Source organism: Eisenbergiella massiliensis, from assembly GCF_003435485.1.
On sequence record NZ_QVLV01000019.1, the window covers coordinates 43,330 to 66,124 of the forward strand.

Consider the following 22,795-nt stretch of genomic DNA (forward strand, 5'->3'; position numbering starts at 1 on the left):
CAATAGCGAACCTGGAAGATTGTGTTTTCCGTCAGGATGGAGTAAGATAAAAGACAGAAAGAGACAGGAGGTATAGAATGGGAAAACAGGGGAAAAAGAAACGGATCTGGCTGCGTGTACTGCTGGGGATTCTGGCTGCGCTGCTTCTGGTGATAATCGGTTATGTCCTGTACGTGATGATAAGCTATCACAGGCTTCCGGATGACCTGACGCTGGATGTGAGGACGCCGGAGAATGCGGATACAACCGGTGCGGTTTCCGTTGGTACAGATTATGAAATTATCACCTACAATATCGGCTTTGGCGCTTACACGCCGGACTACAGTTTTTTTATGGACGGAGGGAAATCCTCAGTTGCAGACAGTAAGGAAAGCGTGCTTGCCACAGTTTCGGGCGCCGGTGAGCTGGCGGCGGGCTATGATCCGGACTTCATGATTTTTGAAGAGGTGGATCTTAAAGCCACAAGGAGTTACCATGTGGATGAATACGAGCTGCTGGATAAGTATTTCGGCGGATATTACTCGGATTTTGCCATCAATTATGATTCAGCGTTTCTGATGGTCCCGCCCTGGGAGCCTCATGGAAAAAGCCTGGCGGGAATCGCTTTTTATTCAAAATATCCAATTGCATCGGCTGTAAGGAAGAGTTTCCCCATTTCCACCTCCTTCAGCAAGTTCCTTGATCTGGACAGATGCTATTCCATCAGCAGGATCCCTGCGGACAATGGAAAAGAGCTGGTTATTTTTTCCCTGCATATGTCTGCTTACGGCAACAGCGATGCTATCCGGGAGGCACAGGTGAATAAGCTGTGCGGGGACATGCAGGCGGAATATGAGAAGGGGAATTATGTGGTATGCGGCGGGGATTTCAATCACGATTTGAAGGCATCCGAGGATACTGAGGAGGATCGTGCGTCCTGGGCGTATCCGTTCCCCAGATCCGATTTGCCGGAGGGCTTTTCCTTCAGCATGGATTTTCTGGGAGAAGCGGGAAAGGCGGCTCTTCCGGACAGCGCCCGGAATGCGGATATGCCTTATGAGGAAGGCGTGACTTATACGGTGACGCTGGATGGATTTATTATATCGGATAATATTGAACTGAAGGAATATGAAAATATCCATACAGGTTATCTGTATGCGGATCATGATCCGGTGAGAATGGTATTTTCCCTGAAGTAGGCGGCGGTGAAACGGGGCGGCATGTTTAGCATGTGCCGCCCTGGGGATGAAAATGGACGAATGCGGCGGCTGCTGTCGGATGGGAAGGGAGAAAAGCGATAAATTACGGCTCTTTTTATAAGGAAAGAACCGGTGTGGTAAATATATTTCAATATTTTGCAGATACTATGGTTTGAAAGAAACAGAGGCCGCAAGCGGCAATCAATCAACCACTATTATGGAGACAGAAATGAAAAACAAAACCTGCAAGGTATTTTTAATCATATTGACCGCAATGTTTATTCTGCCCGGCTGCCAAAAAAGCAGTTCCGGGGTGGACTCCTATCTGAAAGCGCAGGATAAAATCATGGATCAGATGCTGAAGGATATGGAGCTTAAGGAAAAGACAGGAAGTTCCTCACTGGCCTTTCTGACCGGCATGATTCCCCATCATGAATCCGCCATAGAAATGTCGGAGGAGTATCTGAAGTATGCTCCTGAGGATGCTCATTTCAGGAAACTGGCAGAGGATATTATCATGGCCCAGACTTCGGAAATCGAGCAGATGAAGAATATGATGGAAGATATAAAAAGCGGTTACCAGACCGATGGGACGAAAGAGGAAGCCTATCTTAAGGAATATGATGAAATGATGGAAGGACATCATTCAGGTCATGGCTCCTCCGATACACAGGATTTGGATACGGCTTTTGCAGAAGGCATGGTGATGCACCATCAGATGGCCGTGGATATGGCTGAGACCATCATAAAATATTCAGACAATGATTCGGTAACGGATTATGCAAATAGTGTAATTGAGCTGCAGGGGCAGGAAATTTCCCAGATGCAGGACTTTCTGGATGGGAAAAACGGCAGCGGAAACACGCACTGGCATTGACGGAGAATAATATTAAACGTTATCTTATATACGTTTTAAACTTATTCAAAATTGATAAAATATCAAGTAAAATACGCATCCTGGAAGCTTTTTGAAAAAAAAGCTTCCTATTTTTTTGAATGTGGTGTATAATGTGGACACATAAAGTTTACTTTTTAGAGTATCGTATCCCAATACATATCTTGTTGACGTCACATGTCCGGCTGCCGGATGGCGCCATTGAACAGACGTGGAGAGCTGGCTTTTCATACCTACGATAAGCGGCAGGTCAGCCAGGTGTCATTAATTTATTTCCCAATAAAAGAAAGAAATGAATAACAGACAGAAGAATCAGCAGGAAGTCATCCTGTTTATTAGCGGGTTGTATTGAACCAGATTCATCGTATTTAATTTTGAAACATTTTGTACTATAAGCACGGAGGAAATTCATGAGCATGAGAGAAAAGTATCAGTCCCTGGCATTGGCAGATCTTAAGGAAATTGCCAAGTCAAGAGGAATCAAGGGCACTTCCGGAATGAAGAAAGCGGATATTATTGAGGCAATGGTGGCCCTTGATGAGGAAGCGGAAGGAAGGCCCGGCACGCCGGTCAGGACGGAAGAAAAGGGAGACGCTGCAGACAAGGCTGCGGCTGCGCCGAAAAAGAGCCGGAGCCGGAGTGTGTCTGAAAAGCCTTTGGAAAAGACTGCCCCGGAGAAAAGGACGGCAGAGAAGCCTTCTGAAGTGAAATCGCCAGCGGAAAAAGAAGAAGAGGCAGCGCCTGCGGAAACGGCAGGACAGGCAAGGGTGCAGAATGTACAGCAGGCGGCACCTCAAGTGCAGAATGCAACCCAGGCACAGAGCGCGGCACAGTCCCAGGCGGTAACGCAGCCGCAGAGCGCCTCACAATCACAGCAGGCGAATCAGTCCCAGACTGCTTCCCAGAACAGACCGGCGGAGCGCGGGACGGACAGGAAACCGATGCGCCGGAATACACAGAACGAGAATGGCAGCCGCAGGAACTACGGAAACCAGGAGCAGCGGAGTACAAGAACCATTATTACGAATAATAACGATAATCGTCAGAATACCGCGGGATCACAGCAGGGTGAACGCACCTATAACGGAGAACGCAGCGTTCCCCAGAACAGAAGCTATAATACGGAACGCGCGGAAAGCAGCCAGCAGGATAATCCGATGCCGGTTCAGAATGTTAATGATGACGACAAGTTCCCATCAGAGCTGGACAGCGGAGTTGCGGCGCATGGTATTCTGGAAGTAATGCCGGACGGCTACGGATTTATCCGCTGCGCCAATTATCTTCCCGGAGAAAACGATGTTTATGTGGCGCCCAGCCAGATTCGCAGATTTAATCTGAAGACGGGCGATATCGTAGAAGGCAATACAAGAATCAAAACCCAGAATGAAAAATTCAGCGCGCTTCTTTATGTGAAATCCATCAATGGATATTCTCCGGATGTGGCGGCGAGAAGATGTAATTTTGAGGACATGACGCCTATTTTCCCGGAGGAAAGAGTCCGCCTGGAGCTGTCACGCTCTTCAACGGCCATGAGGATCATGGATCTGATGAGCCCTGTGGGAAAAGGGCAGAGAGGTATGATCGTATCTCCGCCTAAAGCTGGTAAGACAACGCTGCTCAAGCAGGTTGCGCAGTCCGTAAAAGTAAATAATCCGGACATGCACCTGATCATCCTTCTGATTGATGAACGGCCTGAGGAAGTTACGGATTTCAGGGAAGCAATTGAAGGACCGAATGTGGAGGTTATTTATTCCACATTTGATGAGCTGCCTGAGCATCACAAAAGAGTCTCCGAAATGGTAATCGAACGGGCGAAGCGTCTGGTAGAGCATAAGAAAGATGTCATGATCCTTCTGGACAGCATCACCCGTCTGACCAGAGCCTATAACCTTGTAATCCCGCCCAGCGGAAGAACTCTTTCCGGCGGTCTTGATCCGGCAGCCCTGCATATGCCGAAACGGTTCTTCGGCGCGGCCAGGAACATGCGCGGGGGCGGAAGCCTGACCATACTGGCTACGGCGCTTGTGGATACCGGAAGTAAAATGGACGACGTTATTTATGAGGAATTCAAGGGAACCGGCAATATGGAAATCGTGCTGGACAGAAAGCTTTCCGAAAGAAGAGTATTTCCTGCCATCGATATTCCAAAATCAGGCACCAGAAGAGAAGATCTGCTGCTTACCCCGGAAGAACTGGAAGCCATCGGTATTCTGCGCAAAGCGCTTAACAGCCTGAAGCCGGAAGAAGCTGTGGATAAGATTCTTGATATGTTCGCACGTACAAGAAATAATGCCGATTTTGTAAATCTAGTGAAAAAAATGAAGTTTATCTGATATCCGGAATTACTGTCAGGCAGAAATATTGCTGTTTTTTTGCTGCTTTTTGCTTATTTTTACTTGCATTGACAGAAAAGCTATGCTACAATTAAAAAGCTGTTTACAGGTTAATCTGTATCCGGCGGCCGAAAGGCAAGTGGATGAGAACGAAATAACAATAAGGGAACACAATAAATAGAAGAGGTGAAATCATGAAAGAAGGAATCCATCCTGGATATTACCAGGCAACAGTAACCTGCAACTGCGGAAACACATTCGTAACAGGTTCTACCAAACCGGAACTTCACGTGGAAGTATGCTCCAAGTGCCATTCATTCTACACAGGCCAGCAGAAGGCTGCTCAGGCTCGTGGACGTATTGACAAGTTCAACAGAAAGTACGGCGTGGAAAACAAATAAGAGCTGCGAAAAAAGGTTGAGGTTATTTAATCTCAACCTTCTTTTTCATATATATACCGCGTAACTGTTCAGTATCCCTCACAGTTACTGTCCCGCACCAAATCCAACACAACCCGTAAGGGAGGAATTAATATGAGTAAAAAGAACTGCGGACACTATTCCGGCATCGGCGGCCAGGCCGTTCTGGAAGGCGTCATGATGAAAAATAAAGATGAATACGCCGTAGCAGTCAGAAAGCCGGATGGAAACATCGAAGTCAAGAAAGAAAAATATGCAGGAGCCCTGGCCGGCAGCAAGCTTACAAAGCTGCCGTTTGTCAGAGGGGTTTTTAATTTTATAGATTCCCTTGTGCTGGGAATGCAGACTCTGACCTATTCCGCCAGCTTTTACGAAGATGATGAAGCGGAAGAGACCAAAACGGACAAGCTGCTGAACAAAGTAACCAAAGGAAATGCGGAAAAGGTATTCATGGGATTTACGGTAGCCTTCTCCATTGTTCTGGCGGTGGCGATTTTTATCGCACTTCCCTATGGAATCAGCCTGCTGTTTCATTCCTATGTCAGGAATGCTTCTCTTCTCGCCATTCTGGAAGGCGTGGTGCGTCTTGCCATTTTCCTGGCATATGTGGCCATTATCGCTTCCATGAAGGATATCAGAAGGGTTTACCAGTACCATGGAGCGGAGCACAAATGCATTAACTGCCTGGAAAAGGGGCGTCCTCTTACCGTCAAGGATGCAATGAGAAGCTCCAGGCTCCATAAAAGGTGCGGAACAAGTTTTCTTTTGTTTGTCATGCTGATAAGCATTATCCTTTTCATGTTCATCCGGGTGGAGAACCCTGCGCTCAGGCTTGTGGTCAGGATTCTTCTGATTCCTGTAATTGCCGGGATTTCCTATGAAGTAATCCGCCTTGCGGGAAGAAATGACAATGTAATCATCAATCTGATTTCAAAACCCGGAATGTGGCTTCAGAAACTGACCACCAGAGAACCGGATGAAAGTATGATTGAAGTGGCGATTGCCTCTGTAAATGCGGTTTTTGACTGGAAGGCATATCTGAAGGAGGAATTCGGGTATGAAGTGGATGAGTCATGGCTGATGGAGGATGAACAGCCGGAGGATTTCGATGAGGATGAGGATGAGGACGGGGCGGGTGACGCTTCTGATGGGAAAGAAACCAAAACCGGGGAGCCGGCACTGCAATGAACTACAGGGAATGCTATGAATGGGGCCGGCAGAGCCTGAAGGCGGCCGGAATTGAAGAAGCTGATCTGGATGCCAGACTGCTCCTGGAAACAATATGCCATACGGACAGGAATACGCTGCTGGTTCACGGGGACAGACAGGTGTCCCATGAAGAGGAGAGCGCTTATAACGACTGGATATCCAGGCGCGCCCGGCACATCCCTCTCCAGCACATTACCGGCGAACAGGAATTTATGGGGCTTACCTTTCTGGTAAACGAGCATGTGCTCATTCCCAGACAGGATACGGAAATCCTGGTGGAAGAAGTATTACGGCAGCTGACGGACGGCAGCAGAATACTTGACATGTGTACCGGATCAGGCTGTATTTTACTGAGCCTGCTCCATTATTCCAATGACTGCCAGGGGACCGGGGCCGATATTTCCAAGGAAGCGCTTGCCGTTGCCCGGCAAAATGCGGACCGGCTGGGAATACAGGCCCGGTTTGTGGAAGGGAATCTTTTTGAAAATATTGATGGAAAATATGATTTTATCGTATCCAATCCGCCTTACATTCCAACTGCCGTCATTGATGGACTGATGGAAGAGGTCAGGCTGCATGAACCGCTGACGGCACTGGACGGAAAAGAAGACGGACTTGTTTTTTACAGAAGGATACTTGAGGACGGCACTGAGCATCTGATGCGGGGCGGCGGTCTTTATTTTGAGATCGGCTTTGATCAGGGAGCTGCCGTAAAAAAAATGATGGAAGAGGCCGGGTTTCATGAGGTACAGGTGACAAAGGATTTTGCCGGACTGGACCGGGTGGTATCCGGATTTTGGTATGGGACGGACACCCTGCCACAGTAATTGTATAAGAAAAGCCGCCCGATATGCGGCTGATTATCAGGAAGGAATGGTATAAAAATGTTTGACAGGCTGGAAGACCTGCTTCGGCGATATGAGGAAATCATGAACGAACTGAATGAGCCTACCGTAACGGCCAACCAGGACCGGTTCAGGGCTTTGATGAAGGAACAAAGTGATTTGACTCCTATTGTGGAAAGCTACAGAGAATATAAGAAAGCAAAACAGGATGCGGAGGACAGCCTCTTTATGCTGGAATCCGAATCCGATGAAGAAATGCGCGAACTGCTCAAAGAAGAACACAGCGAAGCAAAAAAACGCATACAGGAGCTGGAACAGGAACTGAAGATCCTTCTGCTCCCCAAAGACCCCAATGATGATAAAAACGTTATTGTAGAAATCCGCGCCGGCGCCGGCGGAGATGAGGCAGCGCTTTTTGCCGCCGAAATGTACCGCCTTTACGTAAAATACGCGGAACGGAACCGTTGGAAGGTGGAAACCGTAGGAGTTGACGAAATCGGAATCGGCGGCATGAAGGAAGTCAGCTTCATGATCAACGGAAAAGGAGCCTACTCCAAACTTAAATACGAAAGCGGCGTACACCGCGTACAACGCGTCCCGGAAACCGAATCCGGCGGCCGCATCCACACCTCCACCATAACCGTGGCTGTAATGCCCGAAGTAGAAGATGTGGACGTTGTCATTGACGATAAAGACATACGAATCGACGTAATGCGCGCCTCCGGAAACGGCGGCCAGTGCGTCAACACCACAGACTCCGCCGTACGACTGACCCACTACCCCACAGGAATCGTTGTATACAGCCAGACAGAGAAATCACAGCTTCAGAACAAAGCAAAAGCATTCGCACTGCTCCGTGCCAAGCTGTATGACATTGAACAGCAGAAAGCACACGATGCAGAAGCGGAACTGAGAAGAAGCCAGATTGGAACAGGGGACAGATCAGAAAAAATAAGGACCTACAACTTCCCCCAGGGAAGGGTTACGGACCATAGGATAAAGCTGACGCTTTATAAGATTGATGATATTATGAATGGGGATATTGATGAATTGTTGGATAGTTTGATCGCAGCCGACCAGGCGGCGAAGCTCCTAAAGATGAACACCCAATAACCCTCACATCCCCGATACCCAGCCCGACGCCGTAAAAAGCCATAAGGCCCCGCTGCCTGCTTGCAGAGCAACGGGGCCTTATGGCTTTTTACAAAGCTTCGCGCAGCGAAGCGCGAGAAATCCCGCAGGGATTACTCGCAGGCGTCCTCCTTCCATCACCCTTCCCCTTCACCATCTGTCCGCCCATACAGGGGTGAGAATGCGCAGCATTCTCACCCCTGCCCAACATTACAAACCAACTTTTTATAAACTATAGATTTTACAAACTATAGATTTGACAGAATTGCCATGAAATCGTAGAATAAAACAAATGGAAAAGAGTTAACCCCTATCAGACAAACAAGACGGCCCCAGGACATTAATTCCCTAACATTCCAATCCATCCCCAAAATCACTAAAAAAATCCCATCAACAAAGGAGAACCCCATGTGCGGAGTATGCGATCGAATTCAAAAAACTCTGAAAGGAAACAACAAATATTTTGTAAAAGAACTCCAGACCGGTTATGTTGTCCTGGGAGACTACCAACGTTTTAAAGGCTACACACTCTTTCTCTGCAAAACCCACGCCACAGAACTGCATCAGCTGGAACAGCCCTTCCGTGACCTCTTTCTCCACGAAATGTCGCTGGCTGCTGAAGCTGCCTTCCGCGCGTTCCAGCCTGAAAAAATGAACTATGAACTGCTGGGACAGGGAGACAATATCCATATGCACTGGCACTTTTTTCCGAGGAGAAAAGGGGATACTCCTGTTCCCGGCCCTGTATGGAAGCTTCCCAAAGAAGAAATGTATGCCGACAAATACCTCCCTTCAGACAGCGAACTACAGGAAATGAAACAGAAGCTGAATACCGAACTGGAAAAACTGTTACAGGCAGAATAATCTCATAAACAATAATCTCATACATAATAATATCAGAAAACCATCTTCAATAAGACACCACTGAAAGGCTCCCGATTATGCAACAGTACATCCTGCAAACACCCAGACTCATCCTCAGGCCGCTCACAGCCGCAGATGCGGAAGAAGTTTTTATCTGGTGCTCGGACCCGCTGGTAAACCGTTTCATGCCTTACGCCCTTTATACGAAAACAGAAGACGTACGCAGATGGCTGGAAACCGTGGAAAAAAACGAAAAACAATATGAATTTGGCTTTGTGTGCAAAGAAAATAACCGGTTAATCGGCAGCGGCGGCATAGGACCGGCGGAAGACAATACACAGTGGGAAATTGGCTACAACCTCTGTTCTGACTGCTGGAACCAGGGCTATGCCACGGAGGCGGCAAAAGCTATGATTGACTTTGCATACCAAGAATTTGATATACATGACTTCGGCGCAAATCATGCGGTGGCAAACCCGGCGTCAGGAAGAGTCATGGAAAAATGCGGTATGCATTTTGACCATTATGGAGAATACAGCCGTTTTGACGGGAGTGAAACCTTCCCGGCAAAATTTTATAAACTTCATCTTGATTGACTTTTTGATCGATTCAGCCGGCCCGGGACTATCCTGAAAAGCCATCGTATCTGCGTTTTCAATCTACATGCAGCTATGGAGCTTTCTGGGATATTCCCGGTTTTTTCATTCCCACTTTTCAAAGATTTTGAATAGTTATGAAACATTAAAGATATCTACTGCAGAAATTAAGAATTCTATACTAAAATATAAAATAAAGATCAACTCCACACAGTTACAAAAAACAAATAACAATTTCCCATATATTTCATCCGACTAAAAAGGAGTTTGCTATGGATAAAAAATTAGCTGTTGTTGTGTAAATTAAAAGGGTTATAAACACTGCGAATATTGCCGGGAATTACCCTGTGCTTTGTATCTGGAAGGTGAAGCTCCCACTAAGAGTAAAGAGGAGAACAAGGAAATACTCAAAGAACATCATCTTCTGCTCGTTATAATGAATGGTTCACAAAAGAGATATGAACAGATAGATGGAATAGAGAGGGGAAAAATGGAACAAATTGAACTTGATGGAATTACCTTCCGATTGAAAACTTGGTGTGATTTTAGCTGGCTGAGGTCTTATGGAACAGCCTTCAGGGTGATTGACGCAACAGGATCGGGATGCCTTTGTATAGGTATGCAGAAAGGGAGTCAGAGATATTTCCTGAAAATAGCAGGTGCGGATACTATTTATGCAGAAGTTCCACCAGATGAATCCATAAGAGTTTTAAAGAATGCGGCAGGCTTATACCAGGAGCTTGCACATCCAAATCTTATACACCTCATAGAACATTTTCCACATGAGAATTTATATGTGGCAGTATTTGATTGGGTGGAAGGGGAATGCCTCTTTGATTTCTGGAATTTTGAGAAATATACACAGAATAAGCAGCTGATAAGGCCCAGCGACAGGTTCCATACACTTTCAGCCAGAAAGAAGCTGCAGTGCGCTGAGGTTCTGTTCTCCTTTCTTGAAAAAACTGCCGAAAAAGGTTATGTTGCCGTTGATTTTTATGACGGCAGTATTATGTATGACTTTAATACTGATCAAACAATGATATGCGATATCGACTTTTTTAGAAAAATGCCGGCCTATAACAATATGGGAGAAAAACTTTTTGGAACAAAAAGGCTCAAGTCACCGGAGGAATATATTTTAGGAGCAAAGCTTGATGAAAAAACCAATGTATTTACGCTGGGAGCTTTGCTATTTGATTTCTTTGGTGAATTCAGCAGCTCAGACATTGCGGAGCGATACATGAAAAATGCTTTTTCCCCTTGTGACCGTGGAAAATGGGAATTGAATACTGCATGCTATGAAGCGGCAGGAAAAGCAGTCAGCGCCGAGAGAAACAGCAGATATAGAACTATCCGGGAATTTCATTTGGTATGGGAAAAGGCAGTGGATTCTGATACAGATATTTAGGCATTGGAATCCGGCCAGGATAAAATTCTATGAAGAAAAACCGTTTATTTTTTATCCTGATACTCATTTTACAGATGCTGTTACATAGATGTTATTATGCCTGCAAAGTTCTGAAAGAGAAACGTTTTTTTGATATGGAAGTTTACTACAGATGAGATTTTTAGTGATAAACATCGTCAGAAGCTTATTTTTTATAGAAAACGGGGACAATAACAGCAGAAAAAAGTCAGGAGGTCTCCATGAAAAAAGCAAAGGACGATAAACGTATTTCAACCATACCGGACGGCGTTTATGAGGCAGGCGTGGTGGGGCATGGCCCAAGCCATGATAAAAACAGCCATGAAAATACGCCTTCAACAGATGCCCAGGGAAACGGGTATCCCATGCATGAAGCAAAAAACAGGACAGGCAGATAACTGGCCTGTTCTCTACATAAATTCTATTTCACCCCTTAATATAAGAAAAACTTCATAGTATTGCCAGGAAATATTTGATATACTGAATAAATAGCGGATACTGTTCTGTTACGCACTTTTTTCTGAGTATTCTGAAATCTTTGTGCAACAGACATCAATGCGGTATCATACCGCGGAGAATTTTTTTATGGACAGCTGCAGTAAGGACAGAAAAAGGATGAACTGCGATATATGGCAAGATAATGGAGGAAGCATGAAATTTAAAGGAAAAGTAGCCGCATGGTTCTGGCTGATTATCATTGCGGTAAATGCGGTATGTATATACGAACTGCTTTTTGACCCTGATAATGTGCCCATATTATTATTTTCGCTGGCTCTGTGCGATATTATTTTTATACCAATCGTTGTGCGTAACTATGTGGTAATTGAGGAAGAAAACCTGAAGCTGTTTTTCGGTTTTGGAAAGGATTCCATGCGGATTGCTGACATTGTGGAAATCAAAGGTTCCTATTGCCCGATTTCTTCCAGTGCCGCTTCTTTGGATCGTCTTTTTATCAAGGGGAAAAGACAGGAAATGGTGATATCGGTGAAGGATAAAACGGCGTTGGTAGCTGAATTGAAAATGAGGAATCCCGCGATACGGGTGTGCAGTGTACCGGGAGTACAGTAATGAACGGCCTTTTCTATTCTGAGGCTGAAAATTAAGGGCAGAGGATACATATATGATGGAAATACAGGTTGGAGCATTGATTTTTGCGGGAATGGGGTTACTGTTCCTGCTGATTGGGATTTTTTTGATGAAAGTGTTTGGCAGGAGGCGAAAGACCGCCTCGATGGTTACCACGGCGCGGGTAGTGGATGTGAAATGCAGAAGAGACAGTGGTGGCAGCACATATTATTATCCCGTATTTGAATACTATGCCGGAGGCAGAATGCAGCGGGTGGTATCGACTTTTGGAAGCAGCCCCTGCCGGTATCAGACAGGAGAAGAAACGGAATTGCATTATGATCCGGAAAAACCGGAAAAATTCTGGTGCGAACGCGATACAAAAATGATGAAGCTGCTTTGCGGTATTTTCATGGGAATCGGCGGGATTTTTCTTGTATTGGGCATCGTTTTTATGGTAACCGGAGCATTTTGACTGTAATAGTAGAGAAATTTGGTGGAAGCAGGGGAAAAAGGAAAAGCAGGGGGATAAAGGGATGGATGTGCGTATTAAAGTATTAAAGACAGAATTTTATGAGGATATTGCAGATGAATATCTGAGCGAAGGAAGGGCGGTTGGTCCGTGTCCGATTCTGAAGGAAGGGGATACATTTCTTTATAAATCCGGAGAGGAGGCAGTCATGCCGGAAGGCTTCTGTCCCTGGGCATGGGTGGACTTATACGCAGCTATTTCCCGCAGGGCAATCGATCGTGCGCCCAGGGAAGCCGGGAAGGAATACTGGTATAAGCATGAAAATAAGACAATAGAATGCTGCACTGATGGTGTGCGTCCGGTGATTTTTTTGCTGGAGGCGGTTCCGGAGGAAGAATGATGTGTATGGCAGACTGGCCGGAAATAAAAAAAGACCGTTATAAGGCAGGATATCGGGATTATCAGAGGCTGAATTATCTGCTGGGGAAAAAATACAACCTGCGTTATAACATACGCAACATATCGATTGAAGAAATTAATGAAGTAAAGGGAGAGCTTCTTGAAAATTTTCTTTGTGCCCTGAAAGATGATATTCAATATGCATCGGAAGCTAAGGTGGAGGAGCTTGAAATTTATAAATTGGAGCTGATGGAAGAATATATCAATCAATCGGTAGCAATGTGTGAGAGTGAAATGGCGGCGTTTTTTCGGGGAGAGGAAAGAGAGCGGCCGGAAAATTATTATGTAAATATCATATAATTTAATATTCCAAAACAGTATAAATTTAATGTGGAAAAGGTGAGGAGGAAAAATGCGTTCAGAAAAAGAAATGCTTGATTTGATTATAAAAACTGCAGAAGAGGATCCGCGTGTCAGGGCGGCGTATTTGGAAGGATCCCGCGTTAACCCTAACGTTCCCAAGGATATTTTTCAGGATTACGATGTGGTATATGTTGTAAACGAGACTAAATCCTTTCGTGAGGACAGGCAATGGATTGACAGATTCGGGGAACGGTTGTTTATGCAATATCCGGAAGATAGCATATATTTCAGTTCTGATGTGGAAAACTGTTATGGCTGGCTGATGCAGTTTACGGATGGAAACAGGCTGGATCTGCATGTCAGTACCATGAAGGCGGTACAGAGCAGCCTTGAAATCTATCGTATACTGGTAGATAAGGATGGTATCCTGCCGGAAGCAAAGCCGGCCTCGGATGAGATTTATTGGGTGAAAAAGCCGACGGAAGAGCAGTTTTATTTTACCTGTAATGAGTTCTGGTGGTGTCTGGATAACGTGGCGAAGGGACTTTGGAGGGAGGAACTTCCCTATGTAATGGATATGATTCATCTGTATATCCGGCCGATGCTTACCAGAATTCTGGAATGGAAAATCGGCAGGGATAACAATTTTTCCGTCAGCGTGGGAAAGTCGGCAAAATATATGAAACGGTATTTGCCGGAGGAAACCTATAAAAGGTATCTGTTAACTTATTCCCAGGCAGAAACAGAGGCTGTTTGGGATGCAGTTTTTATTATGTGCGATCTATTCAGGCAGACAGAGGAAGAACTGGCTGAGAAAATGAACTTCCATTTTGATGCGGCGGAGGCGGATAATTGCAGAGCATATCTGGAGCATGTGAGAAAACTGCCTGCAGATGCGAGGGAAATATATGAATCTTAGCGGGGCAGAAGAAATTACATCATGCAGGCTAATTCTCAGGCCGGATGAAAAGTGTAGCGGTCTGGAAACATTTATATGGACAATCTTATTAAAAGAATGCAGAAAAATAATTGGCCATTTTAAAGCGCAATATGAGCCGGAAATAAATAAAATAACATTACAGTTTGCACTGGATGAAGTCTGGCAGAATAAGAAATATATGCAGGAGGCGCTCAAAACCCTGACGGATTATCTGTTTGAAAAGACTGATATAAACAGAGTTGAGGCTCACTGCAATGGTAAAAATAAAAAAGCTGTCGCAGTGATGCTGAAATGTGGGTATCAATTGGAAGGACAGCTGCGGCAGGCCCAGTCTTTCGGCAGTGATGGTGAAAAAACAGATATTATATGGTTTGCTCTTTTAAAAACAGATTATCTGCGCAAGAAAGCAATGGCAGATTTAACGGTGGATGGGTTAGTGATTACCAATTATAGGGAAAGTGGTGGACTGCCGTTACGGAATATAATGCGTCTTCCTGAAAAAGAAGCGTTTCTTTTGGCGGAGAGACTTTCAGCTGCTACAACTTCAAGGAATGATCGGTACGGCGATTATTTTGAACGGTATTACCAGAAGAGAGCGGCAACTGAAAAATGGCTGTATAACCGTTTCCTTGAAGGAGGCGGAAGGCCCAAAACGATGCATCCCATATATTTTGTATTAGGGGAGCACAGCGGTTTTCAGAGCTTTTTTGGAAATCAGGATAAAATCAGTATTCCGCTTAGCCATATAGATGATATGGAGGTCAGTTTTACGCCCAGGGACAGTATGCATTTGAGGAGTATGGGAATGACGGAAGGGACTGTCTGGAATAAAAAACAGTTTTTTCGTATGATTAATGATTCGGAAAAAAGCGTTGGCGAATTTATTTTTGACCTGCCTGGTCTTTTTCATAATCCTGGAAGCTATATAGAGGTACAGCTATGGAACGATGCGTATTTGGCAGATTATTTATAGGTTGGAATTGCCTACGTGGGAGGTACAATGGATATACAGTCGGAATTTGATTTTATAAAAGCCGCAGAAAAAGATATCGCAATGCTGACAGCAACGAGAATCCAGGTACTGCGGGCAGCTAATGGGCTGGAACTTTCCGTGGATATGTCTGCCGTTGAAAAAGAATCCAGGGATTACTATGAAAAAGCCCTCAGGGACGGCAGCCATGCGACCTATCTGGTTTTTGACGCTGAGCTGTTTGTCGGGGCCGGAGGTATCAGTTTTTATCGGGTGATGCCCACCTTTCACAATCCGTCGGGCAACAAAGCATACATTATGAATATGTATACGCACCCGGATTACAGACGCCGCGGGATAGCCTCAGCGGTTCTTGATTTGCTTGTGAAAGAGGCGCTGACAAGAGGAGTAGAGCATATTTCACTGGAAGCCACCTCAATGGGAAGGCCTTTATATACAAAATTCGGCTTTGTCCCGATGAAGGATGAGATGATCCTTCCTGAGGAATTTGTGAATGGCGGGAAACTATAAATAACAGGAAATTATGAATAGAAGAAATCTATGAATGACAAAAAAATATGAATGAGAGAAAACAACAGGAGAAAGCATTTTGAGTGACAGGCCTGATTTACAAAAAGATTTGGACAGTAAAATATTTCGCAGCTATTATTATTTAAAGGAAGAACTGACGACGTTTTGCAGGGCGGAGGGGCTTCCCGTTTCAGGCGGAAAAAAGGAGCTGACGGAGCGTATTGCCAGTTATTTAGATGGCGGAGAGATTATTGCGGAAAAACCAGTTGCCAGGAAAAAAAGCGGGGTTGGATTTATTACCGATGATACTCCGATTGAGCCTGATTTTGTCTGTTCCCAGAAGCATAGAGCTTTTTTTGAGGAAAAAATAGGAAAAGGCTTTTCTTTTAATGTTGCTTTCCAGAAATGGCTGAAAGCGAATACGGGAAAGACCTACGGCCAGGCAGTTGACGCCTATTATCAAATCCGGGAGGAAAAGAAGAAGGGCGGGACAAAGATTGACAGCCAGTTTGAATATAATACCTATATTCGTGATTTTTTTGCTGAAAATCAGGGAAAAACGCTGAAAGAAGCCATTAAGTGCTGGAATTATAAAAAGAGCATGCCGGGACATAACCGTTATGAACAAGCGGATTTGGAGGCTCTTGTGCTTTAACCGCCTGGCTCTGATTACGGCGGGGAAGTAAAAGGGAAGAGGAGAATATGATTAGAAAGTTCAGAAATGAAGATTTGGAACAGATTATGCAGCTATGGCTGCAGTCCAACATACAGGCACATGGTTTTATAGAGAAAACATATTGGAAATCACATTACAGCGAAGTCAGAAAAATGATGCCCGAAGGGGAGATTTATGTTTTTGACAGTGAAGATGGAATCCTTGGTTTTCTGGGGCTGCAGGAGGATTATATTGCAGGGATTTTTGTCGGGGAAAATAATCGGGGACGCGGTATCGGCAAGCATTTGCTTCAGTGCGCCAAGCAGAATCGCGACAGCCTTTCCCTGCATGTATATCTTAAAAATGAACGTGCCGTGCGGTTTTATGAGAAGGAAGGATTTCATATAGCAGGGGAACAGACTGATATAGAGACCGGCGAACAGGAATATTTAATGGAGTGGAAAAAGAAAGTACTTTGAATAAAGTTGATTCAGACGATAGGTGGGAAGGAAAAGAAATACTTCATGCCGACAGAGCTGGGAAGGGGAGAATAAAATGACACCGAATGAATATCAGAGGCTTGCAATGACCACATTGAATCCCTCTCTTGAGAAAAAGGATATACTCATTAATGGCGTAATGGGACTGTGCGGTGAAGCCGGGGAAGCGATTGATATTGTGAAAAAGCATCTGGCGCAGGGACATGAACTGGACCGGGAGCACTTAATAAAGGAACTGGGGGATATTGCATGGTATCTGGCGGAAACCGCCACCGCTTTGGATGTCAGCCTTGAAGAGGTCCTGCAGGGAAATATCAAGAAGCTGAAGAAAAGATATCCCGAAGGCTTTTCTGTTCAGGATTCAATGGAAAGGGACAGGAACGATTTGTAACCGGAAGCGCAGATTTTTACCAGGAGAAAAAAGATGAAAAATTATCAGAGAGAGTACCCGTTGTTTTCCCTCTGCGGATTAAATTGCGCGCTGTGCCCCATGCACCTGAATAAGTATTGCCCCGGCTGCGGCGGCGGAGAGGGAAACCAGTCCTGCGCCATATTCCGCTGCGGCAGGGAACACGGCTGTCCGGAATATTGTTTTCAGTGCGGTGAGTATCCCTGTGAAAAATATGACAGTGTGATGGAGTATGATTCCTTTCTGCCTCACAGAAATATGCGCAGGGATATGGAACGGGCAAAAAGCGGTGGGATGGAAGCCTATCAGGCGGAACTGGAAGAAAAGGCGGCAATTTTGCAGGAGTTGCTGGATAACTATAACGATGGACGCAGGAAAACCTTTTACATGCTGGCAGTGTACCTGTTGGAACTGCAGGATCTCAGGAATGCGATGGAGCAGATTGTACGTGAAACGTCAGGGGGAGGAAAGCAGGAAACGGCGAAAGAAACGGTACAGGAGATAACACTGAAGGAAAAGGCAGCGGCAGCGGTCGGATGTTTTCAGGCAATTGCCCAGGAAACGGGAATTGTTCTGAAGCTGAATAAGAAGCCTGCTAAGAAAAAGCAGGAGTAATTGAAGGAGCATATTTACAATAATATATAAATAAAAAAGTGAATGTGAAAGGGGAAAATTATGGGAATGACATTTCAGGAGGCAATTCAGCTTTACAGGGATATTTATCACAGATTTGAAAAGGTTGAGGGAAAGCCATGGGGAATAAACGGCGCTATGATAGAATTGACCAAACAGATGGGCGATTTGTCCAAATGTATTATGCTGCAGGAAAACTATTACTCCTATCAGGGGAAAAAGCCGGAGAATCTGAAAGAAAATATCGGAAATGAACTTGCAGATATTCTGGGACAGCTTATCCGGATTGCCGACTGCTACGGCATTGATTTGGAAGAGGCGCATAAGGCAGCCAGGGCAGATGAGGATATGGATCTGAAAAGACGGGGAGTCTGACAGTAAGAAACAGTATCATGATAATGATAGCTGCTGAAAAAGAGGAGGAATGTGTATGTATAGCTGGTTAAACGTGGGAAGCCTGCTTCTGGGCCTGACAGCGCTTGTAATACCGGTAATTATTATTGTCCGATATAAAAAGACGGGAAACAGAAACCAGCCGGTTTTATATGGAGCGAGTATGTGTGCCTGTGCCTTGTCCCTGTTTTTTCAGATATGCTACAGTGATCATCTGGTCAAAATTAAGGACTGGTCAGCACTTTCTGATACCTCGGAGGCGGTAGTGTCAGGGGCTCTGAATCTTCTTCTGGGGACGATATTATTTAATGTGATTGCGCTTGTGATTTGTTATGGGAAAAAGGCCGATAAAAAACAGTGATGTTTTCAGTATGTTTTAGCTGTCAATTATACCGGAATTGCGCATGATTACAGGATTTTCCGCAATATAGACATGTGAACAAGACAGTAAAATGGTGCCCGATTGGTGCCCAAATAAAATAATAGCTTGCGAGAAGTTTTGAAAAGATATTTTTATATTCGACAGAATCGTATTGAAATCATAGAATGCAACAATTGGTAAGGCGTTCATGCGCCTTCGGCAAATAAGCCGCATAACGGCAAATGGAAATTTGCAAGGAGTATATATTATGGAATTGCGAAAAGTAGATTCTGAGAATATTTGGAAGATAGTGAAACTGAGCGTTTTTGATGAACAGAAGGGCTTTGTTGCTACTAATACAGAAAGCATACTTGAAGCTTATGTCACTATTACAGCCGGGGGAACTGCATTGCCTTTCGGTATATATGATGATGATATTTTGGTGGGTTTTATTATGTTTGGCTATGGAACAGTAGGTGATGAGGATGAGCCAATGATTGCCGCCAGTAATTATTGCCTTTGGCGCTTTATGATAGACAAGATGTATCAGCGACAGGGTTTGGGCAAAAAAGCCATGCATGTGGCATTGAACTATCTGAAAACGTATCCCTGCGGCGCAGCGGACAGCGTTTGGCTTTCCTATGAGCCGGAGAATATCGCAGCGAAAACGTTATATAGCGCTATGGGCTTTATCGAAAATGGAGAAATGTGCGGTGATGAAATTGTTGCAGTACGAAAGCTCTAACCTACTGCCTAAGTGCAGGCGGGTATAGTATATCCCTGTTCCAGCGGTCAGAAGATAACAAATAAGGCGTTATTTTAGTTTGGGGCAATAAAAATAATTATGAAAGCGATTGATTGGCTGAAAAGCAACGTTATCCATTGCGGAGTGTCAATGCTGACATTGCTATACGCTGAACGTTTTTACGCAAAATAAGCAGTTTGGATGATCTGGCAGCAGGAACAGCCGGGTAGAAAGAGAATTTATAACGGAAAAGGAATATAGCATGAGAAAAGTAGTTTTGTATCTTGGAATGAGTCTGGACGGATATATCGCGGACAAAAACGGCGGTGTGGGCTGGATGGAGGAGGATGATACGGGGAGCCTGGAGGAGAGCAGCTACCCGGATTTTGTTCAGACAGTGGATACCGTCCTGATGGGATATACCACCTATCATCAGATAAGGACGGAGCTTTCGTCGGATAACTGGGCATATGCGGGAATGCAGACATATGTATTCACACATCGCAGTGAGCAGGATGAGGAGGAAATACATTTTACAGATAAAGGACCTGAAGAGCTCGTCCGACGGCTGAGAGAACAGAAAGGGAAGGATATCTGGCTCTGCGGAGGCGCTGATTTGGTGAAGCAGTTCGTGGAAGCGGACCTGGTAGATCAGTACAGGATTACCGTGCTGCCTGTGCTGCTGGGTGATGGTATCCGTTTATTTGGAGGCGGAGGCCGGCAAAGGAAGCTGAAGCTGACAGGGACAGAGCGGTATGGCGGGATGACAGAACTTATTTATGAAAAACAGTAACCGCCCGGCGGCATTTTTCTGCAGGCATGGCATTTTTCTGCATGCCTGGCATGCATATGCTCCGGCGTGCATAAAGGAGAGGAAATGAAGGAAAGTACAGAAAACAGATGCAGACAATTCATAAAAAATAAAGAAGTAATCAGGAAGGAATTCAGCTGGGAAAGCACCTATATGTATCCTCTTTGCGCGGCGATTTTCACTATGAACGGCAAGGAGGCGGACGGCGGGCAGCTGAAGGCATGTACAGAGCTGCTCAGGCAGCATACGGGCATGTTTTCCAATTTCCGAAGCACTGCCAGACTGCCAATCGCATCCCTGATGGCGGTATCAGGGAATCCGGAAAGTACGATTTCGAATGCGCTGAAGGTATATGGGATGCTGAAGGAGGAGTTTTTCGGTTCTGCTTATCTGCCTCTGACGGCGATGGTAATTGCGCAGATGGCCGAGCCTTTTGACTATGAACGTATTGTAAAACGAACCCGCGCGTTATATAAGGAAATGAAATCAGAGCATCCGCTGCTTACCTCCTCGGAGGACAGCTCCTTTGCCGCGCTGCTTTCACTGTCGGAGAGGGATGACAGTACATTGCTATCGGAAGCGCAGAGGTGCTATGAGATTTTGAAGCCGCAGTTTTTTTCAGGAAATGCGGTTCAGTCGTTGAGTCATGTTCTTGCGCTGGGAGACGGAAGGGCGGAAGAAAAATGCAGCCGGACGCTGCTGCTCTATGACCGGCTGAAGGAACGGGGATACAAATACGGAACGGATTATGAGCTGCCGACGCTTGGTGTGCTGGCACTGTCGGAAAGCGATTTGATGGAAATCGTGACGGAAATGACGGATACGGATGATTTTCTGGCAAAGCAGAAGGGACTGGGCAACTGGAGCATCGGGAGAAAACAGCGGCTGATGTATACGGGAATGCTGGTACAGGGAGAGTATGTAAAGACAGGCAGCCTGGAGACCGCTGCGATCAACGGGACGATTTCCATGATTGTGGCACAGCAGGCAGCCATGTGCGCAGCCGTCGCGGCCTCCACGGCAGCCGCCGCCTCCAATTCCTCCTCATAAGTCAAATTCCTCCAAGTAATGGGACATCAAATTTGAAACGTCGTGAACGGCGGTATTTGACTCTCGCGGCAGCCATCAAAGGGATGTACGAGTGCATCACCTTGGCTCGTTGATCGCGGAAATAAAAAAGAAAAGAGAAAGTGTATGGAAATTATTATCAGACAGGAGCTCCCGGAAGAGTACTGGGAGACGGAATATATGACTAAAAAAGCATTTTGGAATCTGCATTTTCCGGGCTGCAATGAGCATTATCTTGTCCACCGGCTGCGTTCTGACAAGGCGTATATCCCGGAACTGAGCAGGGTTGCCGTGTCAGACGGCAAAATTGTGGGAACCATAATGTATTCCGCAGCCAGGATCGAGGGCGCGGAGGGGAGCAGTAATGAGGTGCTTTGCTTCGGGCCGCTTTGCGTTGATCCGGCAATGCAGAATATGGGGATTGGCGGCCTGCTTTTGAATACGACAATGCAGCTTGCCAGGGAGGAAGGATATCCGGGAATTGTGATTTTTGGGGAACCGGGCTATTATCCTAAATTTGGTTTTCAGACCTGTGATCATTATGGGATTACCACCGCGGAAGGTAAAAATTTTGATGCATTTATGGGAATTGAGCTGGTGCCCGGAGGCCTGCGCAGCATGCCGGGAAGGTTTTTTGAAGCGGAGGTATTTGAGAGCCTGACCGAAGAGGAAACGGAAGCGTTTGATAAAGGTTTTCCTTACATGGAAAAGCTGAGGCTGCCCGGACAGTGGGATTATGATGCCGGGACCAAGCAGAAAGATGGGGATGAAGCATGATTTTTATAGACTCGTCAAAATGTACGGGCTGCGGGCAGTGTACCCGGGTATGCCCATTTACGGTACTGCGGCTGAACCAGGAGGGAAAGGCGGAAAATACCGGGAAAAAGTGTATTGCCTGTATGCATTGCGCGGCGATTTGCCCGGCGGATGCAATAACTTATGATTCCCGGCCCGCTGTGGCGGAAAAGACCCAGCCTCTGCCGGAGGACTGCAGTACAACGGTAAAACAGCTGATATATCAGCGCCGTTCCTACCGCAGGTTTTTAAAGAAAAAAGTTCCCGGGGATATCCTGCGGGCTGCGCTGGATGCGGCGGAGAATGCGCCCAGCGCCAAGAATGAGCATCCGGTCCGGTGGATAATTCTGGAGAGTAAGGAAATCAGGCAGTGCATTATGGACTGGATTCTGGAATATTGTAAGGAAAATCAGGTTTCCATGGAACTGATATCGGAATATGCCAATGGGAATAATCCGGTAATGGGAGAAAATGCGGTTATTATCATCGGAATATGCCGGAGAAATTCCATAAATCCGGCTCAGGATACGGCAATAGCCCTGACTACAGCAGAGCTGTTGCTCCAGGCTGAGGGAATCGGCACCTGCTGGGGCGGCTATCTTACCCGTTTCCTGAATCTCATTCCGGAATGCCGCATGGTCCTGGAAATTCCGGAGGGCTATGAAGTATACGGGACGCTGCTGGCAGGCTATCCCGACCGTCAGAATTACCGTTACCTGCCTGCCAGGAAAAAAGCGGAGATAAAAATCATCTGATTTAAACGGAAACGGCGGTGGTCTGATTTTCCGG

The 22,795-nt window shown here is 45.8% G+C and carries 29 protein-coding genes; all 29 read left to right on the forward strand.

From position 1 onward, the window contains the following. Window positions 1–77: 77 nt before the first annotated feature. The gene (locus tag DXC51_RS21430) at window positions 78–1,178 is read left to right on the forward strand and encodes an endonuclease/exonuclease/phosphatase family protein (RefSeq protein WP_021635460.1); all 1,101 of its coding nucleotides are present in this window, start codon (window positions 78–80) and stop codon (window positions 1,176–1,178) included. 229 nt (window positions 1,179–1,407) lie between these two features. Then, entirely contained in the window at window positions 1,408–2,055 is a 648-nt protein-coding gene (locus DXC51_RS21435) for a DUF305 domain-containing protein (protein WP_181970158.1), read from the forward strand. Between the two features lie 434 nt (window positions 2,056–2,489). Then, a complete protein-coding gene (gene rho, locus DXC51_RS21440) occupies window positions 2,490–4,406 on the forward strand; it encodes a transcription termination factor Rho (protein WP_117545432.1) in 1,917 nt (638 codons plus the stop codon). 194 nt (window positions 4,407–4,600) lie between these two features. Continuing rightward, complete coding sequence (gene rpmE / locus DXC51_RS21445; RefSeq protein ID WP_025490513.1) at window positions 4,601–4,807, forward strand: 50S ribosomal protein L31; 207 nt, start codon at window positions 4,601–4,603, stop codon at window positions 4,805–4,807. 132 nt (window positions 4,808–4,939) lie between these two features. Further along, window positions 4,940–6,013: a DUF1385 domain-containing protein gene (locus tag DXC51_RS21450; RefSeq protein ID WP_021635467.1), complete on the forward strand. Its 1,074-nt coding sequence runs from the start codon at window positions 4,940–4,942 to the stop codon at window positions 6,011–6,013. Then, on the forward strand, window positions 6,010–6,861 hold the full coding sequence (prmC, locus tag DXC51_RS21455) for a peptide chain release factor N(5)-glutamine methyltransferase (RefSeq protein ID WP_021635468.1): 852 nt from the start codon (window positions 6,010–6,012) through the stop codon (window positions 6,859–6,861). The genes DXC51_RS21450 and prmC overlap by 4 nt, the downstream gene beginning before the upstream one ends. 57 nt (window positions 6,862–6,918) lie before the next feature. Beyond that, window positions 6,919–7,992: a peptide chain release factor 1 gene (gene prfA, locus DXC51_RS21460; protein ID WP_021635469.1), complete on the forward strand. Its 1,074-nt coding sequence runs from the start codon at window positions 6,919–6,921 to the stop codon at window positions 7,990–7,992. Between the two features lie 426 nt (window positions 7,993–8,418). Then, window positions 8,419–8,874 carry an HIT family protein gene (locus DXC51_RS21465; RefSeq protein WP_025490516.1) on the forward strand — a complete coding sequence of 152 codons (456 nt, stop codon included), beginning with the start codon at window positions 8,419–8,421 and terminating at the stop codon, window positions 8,872–8,874. Window positions 8,875–8,951: 77 nt separating this feature from the next. Then, entirely contained in the window at window positions 8,952–9,470 is a 519-nt protein-coding gene (locus tag DXC51_RS21470; RefSeq protein WP_117545382.1) for a GNAT family N-acetyltransferase, read from the forward strand. Between the two features lie 352 nt (window positions 9,471–9,822). Beyond that, window positions 9,823–10,878, forward strand: coding sequence for a protein kinase family protein (locus DXC51_RS21475; protein WP_243003247.1), 1,056 nt, complete (start codon window positions 9,823–9,825; stop codon window positions 10,876–10,878). 239 nt (window positions 10,879–11,117) lie between these two features. Next, window positions 11,118–11,294: a hypothetical protein gene (locus DXC51_RS29640; protein ID WP_180998355.1), complete on the forward strand. Its 177-nt coding sequence runs from the start codon at window positions 11,118–11,120 to the stop codon at window positions 11,292–11,294. 253 nt (window positions 11,295–11,547) lie between these two features. After that, the gene (locus tag DXC51_RS21480; protein WP_181970159.1) at window positions 11,548–11,964 is read left to right on the forward strand and encodes a PH domain-containing protein; all 417 of its coding nucleotides are present in this window, start codon (window positions 11,548–11,550) and stop codon (window positions 11,962–11,964) included. Between the two features lie 52 nt (window positions 11,965–12,016). After that, complete coding sequence (locus DXC51_RS21485) at window positions 12,017–12,436, forward strand: DUF3592 domain-containing protein (RefSeq protein ID WP_117545384.1); 420 nt, start codon at window positions 12,017–12,019, stop codon at window positions 12,434–12,436. Window positions 12,437–12,497: 61 nt separating this feature from the next. Then, entirely contained in the window at window positions 12,498–12,833 is a 336-nt protein-coding gene (locus tag DXC51_RS21490; RefSeq protein ID WP_117545385.1) for a TIGR04076 family protein, read from the forward strand. Beyond that, window positions 12,830–13,192: a hypothetical protein gene (locus DXC51_RS21495; RefSeq protein ID WP_147332389.1), complete on the forward strand. Its 363-nt coding sequence runs from the start codon at window positions 12,830–12,832 to the stop codon at window positions 13,190–13,192. The genes DXC51_RS21490 and DXC51_RS21495 overlap by 4 nt, the downstream gene beginning before the upstream one ends. A 52-nt stretch (window positions 13,193–13,244) precedes the next feature. After that, window positions 13,245–14,114, forward strand: a complete 870-nt coding sequence (locus DXC51_RS21500) for an aminoglycoside 6-adenylyltransferase (protein WP_117545387.1) — start codon at window positions 13,245–13,247, stop codon at window positions 14,112–14,114. After that, window positions 14,104–15,108: a GNAT family N-acetyltransferase gene (locus tag DXC51_RS21505; RefSeq protein ID WP_181970160.1), complete on the forward strand. Its 1,005-nt coding sequence runs from the start codon at window positions 14,104–14,106 to the stop codon at window positions 15,106–15,108. The genes DXC51_RS21500 and DXC51_RS21505 overlap by 11 nt, the downstream gene beginning before the upstream one ends. 27 nt (window positions 15,109–15,135) lie before the next feature. Beyond that, window positions 15,136–15,636 carry a GNAT family N-acetyltransferase gene (locus DXC51_RS21510; protein ID WP_117545389.1) on the forward strand — a complete coding sequence of 167 codons (501 nt, stop codon included), beginning with the start codon at window positions 15,136–15,138 and terminating at the stop codon, window positions 15,634–15,636. A gap of 79 nt (window positions 15,637–15,715) precedes the next feature. Then, window positions 15,716–16,291 carry a DUF6434 domain-containing protein gene (locus tag DXC51_RS21515; protein ID WP_117545390.1) on the forward strand — a complete coding sequence of 192 codons (576 nt, stop codon included), beginning with the start codon at window positions 15,716–15,718 and terminating at the stop codon, window positions 16,289–16,291. A 47-nt stretch (window positions 16,292–16,338) separates the two neighbouring features. Then, the gene (locus tag DXC51_RS21520; RefSeq protein ID WP_117545391.1) at window positions 16,339–16,770 is read left to right on the forward strand and encodes an N-acetyltransferase; all 432 of its coding nucleotides are present in this window, start codon (window positions 16,339–16,341) and stop codon (window positions 16,768–16,770) included. A gap of 76 nt (window positions 16,771–16,846) precedes the next feature. After that, window positions 16,847–17,182: a nucleoside triphosphate pyrophosphohydrolase family protein gene (locus DXC51_RS21525; protein WP_025490527.1), complete on the forward strand. Its 336-nt coding sequence runs from the start codon at window positions 16,847–16,849 to the stop codon at window positions 17,180–17,182. Window positions 17,183–17,215: 33 nt separating this feature from the next. Next, the gene (locus DXC51_RS21530) at window positions 17,216–17,815 is read left to right on the forward strand and encodes a DUF3795 domain-containing protein (RefSeq protein ID WP_117545392.1); all 600 of its coding nucleotides are present in this window, start codon (window positions 17,216–17,218) and stop codon (window positions 17,813–17,815) included. A 60-nt stretch (window positions 17,816–17,875) separates the two neighbouring features. After that, window positions 17,876–18,208 carry a MazG-like family protein gene (locus tag DXC51_RS21535; protein ID WP_021635486.1) on the forward strand — a complete coding sequence of 111 codons (333 nt, stop codon included), beginning with the start codon at window positions 17,876–17,878 and terminating at the stop codon, window positions 18,206–18,208. A 55-nt stretch (window positions 18,209–18,263) separates the two neighbouring features. Next, on the forward strand, window positions 18,264–18,587 hold the full coding sequence (locus DXC51_RS21540; RefSeq protein ID WP_025490529.1) for a hypothetical protein: 324 nt from the start codon (window positions 18,264–18,266) through the stop codon (window positions 18,585–18,587). Window positions 18,588–18,855: 268 nt separating this feature from the next. Further along, entirely contained in the window at window positions 18,856–19,332 is a 477-nt protein-coding gene (locus tag DXC51_RS21545; protein ID WP_320919853.1) for a GNAT family N-acetyltransferase, read from the forward strand. Between the two features lie 262 nt (window positions 19,333–19,594). Further along, on the forward strand, window positions 19,595–20,125 hold the full coding sequence (locus DXC51_RS21550) for a dihydrofolate reductase family protein (protein ID WP_117545393.1): 531 nt from the start codon (window positions 19,595–19,597) through the stop codon (window positions 20,123–20,125). 84 nt (window positions 20,126–20,209) lie between these two features. Next, window positions 20,210–21,193 (forward strand): DUF4003 family protein, encoded by a 984-nt coding sequence (locus DXC51_RS21555; protein WP_117545394.1) that lies wholly within the window; start codon window positions 20,210–20,212, stop codon window positions 21,191–21,193. A 144-nt stretch (window positions 21,194–21,337) separates the two neighbouring features. After that, window positions 21,338–21,988 (forward strand): GNAT family N-acetyltransferase, encoded by a 651-nt coding sequence (locus tag DXC51_RS21560; protein WP_117545395.1) that lies wholly within the window; start codon window positions 21,338–21,340, stop codon window positions 21,986–21,988. Beyond that, complete coding sequence (locus DXC51_RS21565) at window positions 21,985–22,761, forward strand: nitroreductase family protein (protein WP_117545396.1); 777 nt, start codon at window positions 21,985–21,987, stop codon at window positions 22,759–22,761. Before DXC51_RS21560 ends, DXC51_RS21565 begins: the two co-directional genes overlap by 4 nt. The last annotated feature ends 34 nt before the right edge of the window (window positions 22,762–22,795 follow it).